The organism is Natronomonas sp. (genome assembly GCF_046710025.1).
GTDB lineage: Archaea > Halobacteriota > Halobacteria > Halobacteriales > Haloarculaceae > Natronomonas.
The window spans coordinates 1-10,462 of sequence record NZ_JBKEGK010000080.1 but is presented as its reverse complement, the minus strand read 5'-3'; the positions used below and the strand labels follow the sequence as shown (position 1 = coordinate 10,462).

The 10,462-nt window shown below is 65.9% G+C and carries 11 protein-coding genes and 1 pseudogene; 3 read left to right on the top strand and 9 right to left on the bottom strand.

Going from position 1 to position 10,462, the window contains the following annotated elements; all coding sequences use genetic code 11:
* The 9 genes from ACI944_RS07285 to ACI944_RS07245 all read right to left on the bottom strand — a co-directional run.
* On the bottom strand, positions 1 to 685 hold a 685-nt coding region (locus ACI944_RS07285), incomplete at its 3' end, for a proton-conducting transporter membrane subunit (RefSeq protein WP_411718391.1).
* Complete coding sequence (locus ACI944_RS07280) at positions 682 to 2,718, bottom strand: cation:proton antiporter (RefSeq protein ID WP_411718390.1); 2,037 nt, start codon at positions 2,716 to 2,718, stop codon at positions 682 to 684. The genes ACI944_RS07280 and ACI944_RS07285, both read right to left, overlap by 4 nt.
* Positions 2,715 to 4,286 carry a monovalent cation/H+ antiporter subunit D family protein gene (locus ACI944_RS07275; protein ID WP_411718389.1) on the bottom strand — a complete coding sequence of 524 codons (1,572 nt, stop codon included), beginning with the start codon at positions 4,284 to 4,286 and terminating at the stop codon, positions 2,715 to 2,717. The genes ACI944_RS07280 and ACI944_RS07275 overlap by 4 nt, the downstream gene beginning before the upstream one ends.
* Positions 4,279 to 4,713 (bottom strand): cation:proton antiporter subunit C, encoded by a 435-nt coding sequence (locus tag ACI944_RS07270; RefSeq protein WP_411718388.1) that lies wholly within the window; start codon positions 4,711 to 4,713, stop codon positions 4,279 to 4,281. The genes ACI944_RS07275 and ACI944_RS07270 overlap by 8 nt, the downstream gene beginning before the upstream one ends.
* Positions 4,713 to 5,327, bottom strand: a complete 615-nt coding sequence (locus ACI944_RS07265; RefSeq protein ID WP_411718387.1) for an MnhB domain-containing protein — start codon at positions 5,325 to 5,327, stop codon at positions 4,713 to 4,715. Before ACI944_RS07265 ends, ACI944_RS07270 begins: the two co-directional genes overlap by 1 nt.
* Entirely contained in the window at positions 5,324 to 5,881 is a 558-nt protein-coding gene (locus tag ACI944_RS07260; protein ID WP_411718386.1) for a DUF4040 domain-containing protein, read from the bottom strand. The genes ACI944_RS07265 and ACI944_RS07260 overlap by 4 nt, the downstream gene beginning before the upstream one ends.
* Positions 5,878 to 6,195, bottom strand: coding sequence for a monovalent cation/H(+) antiporter subunit G (gene mnhG, locus ACI944_RS07255; protein WP_411718385.1), 318 nt, complete (start codon positions 6,193 to 6,195; stop codon positions 5,878 to 5,880). Before mnhG ends, ACI944_RS07260 begins: the two co-directional genes overlap by 4 nt.
* Positions 6,192 to 6,479, bottom strand: a complete 288-nt coding sequence (locus ACI944_RS07250; protein ID WP_411718384.1) for a cation:proton antiporter — start codon at positions 6,477 to 6,479, stop codon at positions 6,192 to 6,194. The genes mnhG and ACI944_RS07250 overlap by 4 nt, the downstream gene beginning before the upstream one ends.
* Positions 6,476 to 7,624, bottom strand: coding sequence for a monovalent cation/H+ antiporter subunit E (locus tag ACI944_RS07245; RefSeq protein WP_411718383.1), 1,149 nt, complete (start codon positions 7,622 to 7,624; stop codon positions 6,476 to 6,478). Before ACI944_RS07245 ends, ACI944_RS07250 begins: the two co-directional genes overlap by 4 nt.
* Positions 7,625 to 7,845: 221 nt before the next feature.
* On the opposite strand from ACI944_RS07245, the gene ACI944_RS07240 reads away from it, so the two are divergent.
* From ACI944_RS07240 to ACI944_RS07230, 3 genes and pseudogenes are all read left to right on the top strand, one after another.
* Positions 7,846 to 8,667: a pantoate kinase gene (locus ACI944_RS07240; protein ID WP_411718382.1), complete on the top strand. Its 822-nt coding sequence runs from the start codon at positions 7,846 to 7,848 to the stop codon at positions 8,665 to 8,667.
* Positions 8,668 to 8,955: 288 nt separating this feature from the next.
* Entirely contained in the window at positions 8,956 to 10,215 is a 1,260-nt protein-coding gene (locus ACI944_RS07235) for a YihY/virulence factor BrkB family protein (RefSeq protein ID WP_411718381.1), read from the top strand.
* Positions 10,212 to 10,462, top strand: a pseudogene (locus ACI944_RS07230) (PA-phosphatase); the annotation flags it as partial. The gene ACI944_RS07235 and the pseudogene ACI944_RS07230, both read left to right, overlap by 4 nt.

Below are 10,462 nucleotides of genomic sequence, written 5' to 3'. Positions count from 1 at the left end.
CAGCGGTCTTCGTGGTGAACACCGACAGGAACACCGACGCGGCCACGTGGGGGCGCGGGTAGGTGTCAGGCAGCCACGAGTGCAAGAAAATGAACCCGCAGTTGATACCGATTCCGATCGCGGCGATTGGGGCGGCGGCATCGGCGATGCCGGTCGTCGCGGCGTAGCGGAACGAGCCCTCGCTGACGAAGTGGATGACAACGGCGGCCAACAGGATCGACCCTCCGGTGCCGTGATACAGCGCGTAGCGGTAGCCCGCCCGGACCGCCGCACCACCGTGGTGCCACACCAGAAGCGTCGATGTAACGGCCATCAGCTCCCAAAAGAAGATCATCGAGAGCCAATCGCCCGCGAAGACGAGACCGGCAGTACCCGCGACGTAACTCATCGCGAAGGCGGTCATCACCCGCGAGGCGTCGGTTTCGTAGGCGTAGACGACCGCCGCCGTCGCGAGAGTGGCAACGGCGACCGCGACCAGACGGGCAGGGTCATCGACGTTGAGAAAGACCACGTCGAAGCCCAAAAACCGCGTGTCGACGTAGGTACCGTTCGACAGCAGCAGCGCCTGTACCCCGATCCCGGCGGTCGCAAGCGCGGCGACAGCGTGGCCGAGGAGTCGAGGAAAGAACGCGACCGCGAACGCGGCGATCGCGACGTAGACGAACGGCGGGATCGATTCGATCACGCCGGCACCTCCGCGCCCGAGAGGGCGCCCTCGACGATCAACTCGATCAACTCGAGAAAGCCGAGTTCGTAGGGGATGATCCCGAGGAGTATCGCGCCCGTCACGGCCGCGAGGATCGGCCCGAGCATGAACCATGTCGTCTCCTCGCCGCGGAGCGCCTCGGCGGTCGAGAGCCGCTGCCACCCGCCCGGCGGTGGCCCCTCGTGATGGGCGTCGTGGGCGTCGATGTCGGCGGCGTGGTCGTCGGTGGAGCCGTCAGGCATCTCCGTGGCGTCTGCGTGGCCGGCAGCGTCCGACGATTTGACCGACTCCGTATCCCCATCGGATTCGTCTGTCTCGTCCGCCGGCACGGTGTGATCGCTCGGGTGTTTGTCTACCGCGTACTCTCCCTCGACTAGTGGCGCCGGCGTGCCGTAATCGCGGCGTTCGCCTGGCGAACCCGAGAAGTCCGGCTGGAGGTCCGTTGGATCGATATCGGCATCGTCGGCGTCGTCTGCGGGGGCATCGGCCTCGCTATCGCCGTCCACATCGTCGGCGTCGTCGACCGGGCGGCCGCCGTCAGATGCGACATCCGACGAGGATCGGCCCCCATCGTCTCGGGCCTCACCGCCGTCCGCGGAAACGAGCGTCGAGCGCTGTTCGCCGCCGGGGCGATAGTCGACGAGCGGCTTCGCGTCGTGGTCGGCCTCGGCCTCGAAGAAGGCCGTGTAGACCACCGGCCAAAAGTACGCGATGTTGAGCACGCCGGAGACCAACAACGCACCCGCCAAGTAGTAGCCCACGGGCGCGAACGACCCCATCTCGACCGCGCCGATGAGCATGTAGTACTTCGAGACGAAGCCGGCGAACAGCGGGATGCCGGCCATTCCGGCGGCTGCCAGCGCGAACGCGCCGAAGACGACCGGCATCCGCTTGCCGATCCCCGCCATCTCGGAGATATGATCGGTGTGGGTCTCGACGTGGGCCGCGCCGGCACAGAAGAACAGCGTGAGCTTCATGAACGCGTGGGCGGGGATATGCAGGAGCGCGCCGATCAACCCGTACGGGCCGAAGATTCCGAGCCCCAACACGATGTAGGAGAGCTGTGAGACCGTCGAGTACGCGAGGCGCTGTTTGAGGTGGTCCTTCCGAAGCGCGATGAACGACGCCGCGAGCAGTGTAAAGGCCGCAAGCGACGAAATAGCGACACCCATCCCGATCTGATACGCGACCTCGGGGCCGAAAACCTCCAGCGTCACGCGCGCGACCCCGAACGCGCCGGATTTGACGACCGCGACCGCGTGGAGGAGCCCGGAGACGGGCGTCGGCGCAACCATCGCGGTCGGGAGCCACTGGTGTAGCGGCATCAATCCCGCCTTGACTCCGAAGCCGACGGCGAGCAGCAGGTACGCGAGTTGGACGGCCGACTCGTTCGAGTTTGCGACTTCGGCGAGCCCCTCGATACCGCCAGGGGTGAACGTGACCGTTCCGGCGAGGAAAAAGACCAACACCGTCCCTGCGAGCACGAGGACGCCCCCCCCGAACATCGTGTAGGCAAGGTACTTGCGGCCCGCCGAGCGCGCCTCGTCGGTGCCGTCGTGAGCGACGAGCGGATACGTCGCGATCGAGAGCAACTCGTAAAAGACGAAGATCGTCACGAGGTTGCCCGCGAAGGCGATCCCCATCGTCGCCGACAGCGAGGCCGCAAAGGAGGCAAAGTACCGGGTCTGACTGTGTTCGTCGAGGCCGCGCATGTAGCCGATACTGTACAGAGAGGTGATAATCCACAGCAGGCTGGCGAGGGTGGCAAAAAGGGTTCCGAGGGCATCGGCCCGGAGGACGAACTCGATGCCGGCGACGAACTCGCCGGCGGAAAAGACGTACGTCTCGCCGTCGAGGACGCCGGGCACCATCGCGGCGACGAGTCCGAACTTCGCGAGCGCGACAACGATCGTGACCGTCTCGCGGACGTTCGGGTGGCGGTGGGACGCGAAGATGCCGAACATCCCGAAAAACGATATCAACACGGCGTACAGCGGGAAGTTATCCATCATAGTACAGCCTCCAAGAACGGGTCGAGGAACGTTTCAAACACCGGGCCGGCGAAGCCGAGCGCGACTGCGGCGATCGAGAGGGCGGCAACGACGAACACCGCCTCGAAGGAAACCGGGCGGGCGTCGGCTGGGGACGGCTCACCCGCCTCCGCCGTCGGCGCATCCGTCCCGGCCGGATCAGCGCCATCCCCGTCGCCGCCGTCGGAGAGCAGCCGGACGTCGGCACCCGGCACCGCGCCCGTGGCCTCATCCGGGGGGCGGAAGTACAGCGTCTCCAACAGGCGAGCGACGTACAGAAGCGTCAACAGCGTACTGAAAAGGATCACGCCGGCGACGATCGGTGCGCCCGCCTCGATGGCTCCCCAGGCGATGTACCACTTGCCGAGGAAGCCGACCGACGGCGGGATGCCGACCAACCCGAGCAACGACAGCCCCATCGCGGCAGCCGTCACGGGCGAGCGGTATCCCAAGTTGGCGTACTCCCGGACGGTCCGGACGCCGTAGGCGGTAGCGATGACACCAACTGCGAGGAACAGTCCCGCCTTCATCAGCCCGTGACCGACGAGGTGGATCACGCCCCCCAGGAGGGCCTGTTCGGTCCCGAGGCCGAAGGCCGCGACGATCATCCCGAACTGCGCGACCGAGGAGTACGCCAACATTCGCTTGATGTCGGGCTGGATCACCGCCAACACCGAGCCGGCAACGATGCTCGTCGTCGCGAACGCCACGAGGGCGTCGCCCGCGAGCGGGACCGCTTCGAAGAACGCGGGGGTGTACACCGAGTAGATGAGCCGTGCCAGCGCGTACGCCCCGAGCGTTGAGACGAGCGCGGAGATGTAGGCGGTCACGGTGTCGGGCGACTCCGCGTAGGCGTCGGGCATCCACGTGTGTAGCGGGAAGATGGCGGCTTTGACCGAGAGCCCGACCGCGATGAAACAGAAGGAAGCAACGATGAGCGGGTCCGAGTAGCCGACGGTTTCGGGGATCGCCGTCGCCAACTCGACCATATTCAGCGTGCCGGTAGCGACGAACGCGAAGCCGACGCCGACGAGGTACATCGATGCCCCCGCAGTCCCGATGATGAGGTACTTCAACGCCGCGAGCGCCGAGCGCCCCGATCGATCCGTCGCGACCAAGGCGTACGTCGCCAAGCCGACGATCTCAAGGAAGACGAACATATTAAAAACGTCGCCGGTCAGGCCGATGCCCATCAGCCCGCCACACAGCAGTAGGTACGCGGTGTAGAAGGGGTTACGCCGGGGGCCGTTGCGGCGGGCGTACACCAACACGGCGAACGTTACAACGGCGATCAAGAGGACGATGGCCGCGGAGAGGCCGTCGGCGACCAACTCGATGCCGTACTGGCGGGGGTAGTTTCCCAGGGAGTGGACGAAGCGTCCCTCGGTGGCGACGCGCACCACGACGGCGGCGGCGAGGGCGATCTCGACGAGCGACGTGAGCGCGGCGACCGGCCAGCCGATCGAATCGAACTTCAGGCCGACGATGACAGGCAGCGTCGCCGCGAGGATCGGGATCGCAACGAGCAGCGCGAGTTCGGGATTACTCATTCATGACCTCCCGGATCGTCTTCTCATTGAGCGTTCCGTATTCGGTGTATAGCCGGACGATCAACGCCAGCGCGACAGCGGTGAGGCTGACGCCGACAACGATGGCGGTCAGCACGATGACCTGCGGCAGCGGGCTGGCGTACTCGCCGACCGCGCCGCCCTCGCTCGGTATGACGGGCACCGACCCGCCCCGGACGTACGCCATCGCGACAAAAAACAGGAAGATCGCGCTCTGGAAGAGGTTCAATCCGATAACCTTCTTCACGAGATTGGGGCTTGCAATCATCATATACAGCCCGGTGGCAAACAGGATCGCAAACGTCGCATAGGCGTACCGCGTCGAAAGGGCTTCGAGGGCCAACGGAAACGTCCCTTCCGCGGCGAGCGTGACGCTCGGCATGGGAAGCGCTGCGATGCCGGCTAGCATCACGCCTCGTCACCCCCTTCGGAGTCGTAGCCGGCGGCGGTGAGGAAGAACAGCCCCATGATGACGCCGGAAACGATCGCCGAAACGCCGCCGATCTCGATCGCCTCCATCCCCCACTTCGTCGCGTCGGAGCCAACGAAGGGCTCGTAGAGCCCGTACTCGAGGAACGTCCCGCCCAGCGCGAGCGTTCCCAACCCGACGCCGACGAAGACGAGGACGCCGCCGCTCGCGAGGCCGGACATCAGCCCGCTACCGACCCACTCGCGGGTCGGCTGGATGCCGAACGCGAACGCTAACATGAGGACGACAACGCCGACAAGCGCTCCGCCTTGGAAGCCGCCGCCGGGCGAGTTCGCGCCGTGAAAGGTCAAGTAGAGCCCGTAGGTGAGCACGAATGGCGTGACAATTCGGACAGTAGTCATGATAATTTCGCTTTCTGTGTAGGGGCGAACAGGGTCGAACTCGACATTTATGCCGGCATTTATATTGGTATCCGCGTCGGGAACGTCCGAGGCGTCGAACTCGACATCGGCATCGGGGGCGAAGTCAGCATCCGAATCCAGGTCAGTGTCAGCCTCCGCGCTCGTCTCCGCGTCGGCGTCGATATCGCTCATATGAAATCACCCTGATGCAGAACGAGGACGACGGCGACGCCGGCGGCGAAGACAACCACCGCCTCCCCGAACGTATCGAAGCCACGGTACGAGGCGAGCACCGCCGTGACGCTGTTGTGGACGCCGGTCTGTTGGTACGCCGACGCGAGATAGTGGCCGGTGACGCCCTCGCCGGGGGTCCCCGCAGCGCCGGTCACAGGCGTCGTTCCGCCGAGGAAGTTCCCGGCAGGGATCGATCCGATAATCGCAAGCAGGACGGCCGCCAACCCGGCCGAGACGGTCGCGGCGGGCCAGTTGATCCCCGCGAATATCTCCTCGGCGGCCGGGCGCGTCGTCTTTGTGATTGTCACGAGCAGCAGGATGGTCGTCACGCCGGCCCCGATCGCGGCCTCGGTGATGCCGACATCGGGCGCGAGCAACAGGGTGTACAGAAGCGCCATGCCGAGGCTGTAGGCGGCGAACACGATGATAACCGCGAGCGTGTCACGCAGCATTGCGGTGGCACCAGCGGTGATGAGGACGAACGCCGCGAGGGCAAAGCCGACCACGCTCATCGTCTCTCATCCCCCTCGGTCCACGGTTCGATTCCCTCCTCGTACGCCGCGCGGGTCGCCGCGTGGGCGGCCGTCGGGTTAGTGATGAAAATGAACACGAGTAACAGGAGTGCCTTGATGACTTCGGTCTCGACGCCGTAGGCGAGCACGACCGCTCCCACGACGAGGCCCGCGCCCAGCGTGTCAGTCTGGGAGGCGGTGTGGGCACGGGTGTACACATCGGGGAGTCGGAGCACGCCGACGGCGGAGACGAACGTGAAGAACACCCCGCCGACGAGCAACACGAAGATCGCGGCAAGGCGGACATCGGTCATATGACATCCCCCCGTTTGACGCTGAACTTCGAGATGGCGACTGCCATGAGGAAATTCAACAGCGCGTACACCAAGGCGATGTCGAGAAACGATTCGCTGTCGAGGGCGACCGCTAAGAGTGCGAGGATGACGACAGTGTTCGTCCCGAGGACGTTGACCGCGATGACTCGATCCTGCATTGTCGGACCCTTGACCGCGCGGTAGAGGACGACGATGGCGAGCACCACGAGGGCGGCCGCGGCAGCGAGGAAGACGCTCGAAAGCGTCGACGACGTGGGAATCACGGCGACCGGCCCTCCGTTTTGACCGTTTCTGTTTCCGTGGCTTCGGAGCCATCCGGGGCGTCCCCATCGGCTTCAGGCCCCTGAAGTTCCGTGTAGTCGCCGCGTTCGTCTGGGCTCGAAATCGCGGCGGCCCGGCGGCCGTAGAAGACGAACCGGACCGCACGCTCTAAGTCGCCATCGGCGATACCCCCGCGGGCGCTCGCGAAAAGACTGTGAACGTAGAGGTGTTGACCTTCCGTCCTGATTGTGAGCGTCCCGGGCGTGAGCGTGATGCTGTTGGCCAGCGTGGTCAGCGCAGGGCCGCCCCAGACCGCCGATTGAACCCGCGTCAGACGGGGCTCGATCGGGAGTCTGGGGTGCAGGATGATCATCGTAATCAGGATGTTCGACTTCACGATCTCGTAGAGCAGGTAGGGCACGTAGATCGCGAGTCGGATCGCCTGGACGGCCATCGTTCGGACGCGGGTTCGCGCCGAGAGCGAGACGGTGTACAGCGTGCCGGCGACGATGCCGGCGACGAGCGTGCTCGTCGCGAGTTCGTAGTAGAAGTCAAAAGTGTCGCCAGTCACGACCGCGAAGCCACCGAGCAGATGATAGAACAGAAACGAAACGCCGAATAGCAGGCCGAACTGGATCGCGCCGCCGGGTTGCACCAATCGCGACCGGCGGACGGGCCGACTGCCGGGCGCCTCCGAGACATCGAGGCCACGTTTCGCCAGCGCGACCTCCATCGGCCGCAACAGCGGGACGTTGCCGCCGGGGCTGTACTCGGGATCGATGATGATCCGTTCGATGCCGTGCTCGGCGGCGTACGCCGAGAGCACCGCAGCGTAATCATCCGGGCTGAACAGGTATTCATCCGTGCCGATGACGGCCGTCCGGATCGTCGGGGCGTCCGCCTCGGGGGAGTCTTCCTCTGCCCACGTCGAAATGCGATCGAGGAGCGCACGGATGGCCTCGCGAGTCGACCGGTCGGCATCGCCGATGAAATGCTGTGCGACCGGCGCAACGAAGTGGACCTCCTTGAGGCCGTCCTCGGCGGCGGTTGCCACCGCGTGTGCGACCGTGTTCCGCAGCGTTACCGACTCGCCGACGGGGACGAGCAACGCGCCTCCGGGAGTCGGGTTCTGTGTCTGGTCAGCCACGGGCGTTCACTACAGAACTATTCAGCAACCCACGTCAAAACCGTTTATCATTCCGGCGGGGACGTCAGCGGCCAGAAACGGTGGCGTGATCGTCCGAAACGGGGGCTACGTGATCGTTCCGGGCCACACCGTCGGCGGTTCGAAGCAGTGCCGTGGTCGTTCCGGACGGCGGTCACGCGTCAGTTGGAAGATTTAACACGGTCCGTCCCGCAAATAATCTCATGCCAGATTCGGCGCGCGCGTTCGTCCCCGGCCACGTGACGGGGTTTTTTAGCGCCCATCCGGACGACGACCCGACGAAAGCCGGCTCCCGCGGCGCCGGCCTCGTCATCGGCGACGGCGTCACGGTCGAGCTCGAACCCGGCGGCGGGGTCGAGCTCAACGGCGAGACGGCGACGATCGAGGCCGTCAACCGGGTTCTCGAGGCGTTGCGGGCCACCGCACACGTCGTCGTCAAGACCGATCTGCCGCTCGGGGCCGGCTTCGGCGTCTCGGGGGCCGCGGCGCTCGGGACCGCGCTCGCAACGAACGCCGTCTTCGGGCGCGAACTCTCGGAGAACGAACTCGTCACCATCGCACACGGCGCGGAGGTCCAAGCTGGGACCGGCCTCGGTGACGTGGTCGCCCAGGCCCGCGGCGGCGTCCCGATCCGACTCGAACCCGGCGCGCCCGCCCACGGCGCGATGGACGGGGTCCCGGAGCATCAATCCGTCGAGTACCGCAGTTTCGGCGAACTCTCAACCGAGGAGATCATCACCGGCGACACCGACGATCTGACCGCGGCCGGCAACCGGGCGCTGTCGGCACTCGTCTCCGAGCCGACTCTTGAGACGTTCATGTCGTCCTCCAGGCGGTTCGGCCGCGAGGCGGGGCTATTGACGCCAAAGGTCGAGGAGGTCGTCCGCGATGTTTCCGATGCCGGCGGGGAGGCGTCCATGGCAATGCTCGGCGAGACGGTGTTCGCCCTCGACAGCGGCCTCTCCGATGCGGGCTACGACGCCGAGCGGTGTTCGGTCTCGCTGGCGGGCGCCCACCTACTGTGAGCCGCGCATATAGCTGAGAGAGCCGAATGCAGGAGATGGGTATATATACCGCCGTGGCACGGAAGCCCGCTTATACCGGGAGGCACGTATGGCTCACGAGCGGGTTATAAGAGGGAAATATAGCATCTTAAGTAGTGGAGGCACGCCGCACACCCAGTTCAGAGCCGATACACCGTACACCCAGTTCAAAACGGACACACCGTACGTTGATTCACCGCTGGAGCGCTCGATCGCCGAGCATCGCCCGTTCCCGCCGATTATATGTAGGCGTCCCTCGTACCCGGAGCCGTGACTGGGTACGTCCACCGGACGGTGACGGTTGCACGCGGCGTCGCCGCGGGCGTGCGCTCCGATCGGGTGACGTTCATCGCGGCGGGGTTGGCGTACTACGCTTTCATCTCGCTCATCCCGCTGTTATTGCTCGCACTCGTCGTCACGTCGCTTCTAGGCAACACCGAGGTTGTTGAGGCGCTGGTCGCCGAGGTCTCGCGAAGTCTGGGAGAGGGGGCCGGCGGGGCGCTCGCCGACGCCCTCACCGGTGCGGCCGGACGCGGCGGCGCGACCGTCTTCGGGCTGACCGCCTTTCTCTGGTCGGGGCTGAAGCTCTTTCGCGGCCTCGACATCGCTTTCTCTGAGGTGTACGGCGACCCCGGTCCGGAATCGATGCTCGAGCAACTCCGGAACGCGGCCGTCACGCTCAGCGCAGTCGGCGTCAGCGTCGCGGCGACGGTGGTCGCCGGGGCAGCGATCGCCGGGCTCGGACTCGGGGGGGCCGTCGTCGGGGGACGGGCAGTCGGGGCTGTCGGGACGGCCGGCCTCATCGCCGGCCTCACAATCGCATTTCTGCCGCTGTACTACGTCCTCCCCGGCATCGACCTTCCGATCAGCGAAGCGCTTCCCGGCGCGGTCTTCGCCGCCGTCGGGTGGACCGCGCTACAGACCGGCTTTCGGGTTTACGCGACCGTCGCGGGCAGCTATGAGGCATACGGAGTCATCGGCGGCGTCCTCCTGCTCGTGACGTTTCTGTACTTCGGGGGGCTCGTTCTCCTATTGGGGGCCGTCCTCAATGCCGTGTTAGCCGGACGGGCCGACAAACGGACCGGCGTCACACCGCAGATGACGGCGACGCCACAGCCGACCACACTACTCGAGGGAACCATGACACGTGATCGACCAGACGACGACGCATCGGCCGAGGACCTCCGCGAGGACCTCGAACAGCTCTATGACGAGTTAGACCGCTTCGAGGACCGGATCGACGAGCGAACGGTTCACCGCGAGGAGATCGAGCGCGACCTCAAGCGCTACATCCGGGCCCGCAGCCGTCGTGGGAAGGCCCGCGGATGGGGGCCGTATCTCGTGTTGCTGTACGGCACCCTGATGACACTCGGGGCTTTTTACTTCCTTCCGGGTGGGTGGGCTGTCCTCGCCATGCTCGTCGTCTGGCTCTCGACGCTCGGGCTGTACGCGCTGATGCTCGTCGTCGGGACGACGCTGACGGTTGCGGGGCTGCCCGGGCGGCTGAAGGACCGGTTCGAACGTCGATGAGCCGTGGTATCGGCGGCATCGACATCGCCGCCGGGCTCCCCGAATCGGTCGTCATCATCGCGGCGCTCGTCACCGCGCTGGGCGACGTGTGGTTCGTCTTCGGCCTCCTCGGCCTCCTGTATTGGTTCGGTACCGCGTTTCCGGGGGCGCTGTCGCTGTCGCGCCCCCAAGCAGCCGTTGCGATCGCACTCGCGCTCGGCGGTCTCGCCACGACGACGGTGCTCAAAGAACTGTTTCGGCTCCCGCG

Excerpts from the sequence above, each read along its gene's own strand:
- ACI944_RS07280 (WP_411718390.1), bottom strand. The coding sequence starts at position 2,718 with ATGATGGATAACTTCCCGCTGTACGCCGTGTTGATATCGTTTTTCGGG.
- ACI944_RS07275 (WP_411718389.1), bottom strand. The coding sequence starts at position 4,286 with ATGAGTAATCCCGAACTCGCGCTGCTCGTTGCGATCCCGATCCTCGCG.
- ACI944_RS07270 (WP_411718388.1), bottom strand. The coding sequence starts at position 4,713 with ATGCTAGCCGGCATCGCAGCGCTTCCCATGCCGAGCGTCACGCTCGCC.
- ACI944_RS07240 (WP_411718382.1), top strand. The coding sequence starts at position 7,846 with ATGCCAGATTCGGCGCGCGCGTTCGTCCCCGGCCACGTGACGGGGTTT.
- ACI944_RS07265 (WP_411718387.1), bottom strand. The coding sequence starts at position 5,327 with ATGAGCGATATCGACGCCGACGCGGAGACGAGCGCGGAGGCTGACACT.
- ACI944_RS07260 (WP_411718386.1), bottom strand. The coding sequence starts at position 5,881 with ATGAGCGTGGTCGGCTTTGCCCTCGCGGCGTTCGTCCTCATCACCGCT.
- mnhG (WP_411718385.1), bottom strand. The coding sequence starts at position 6,195 with ATGACCGATGTCCGCCTTGCCGCGATCTTCGTGTTGCTCGTCGGCGGG.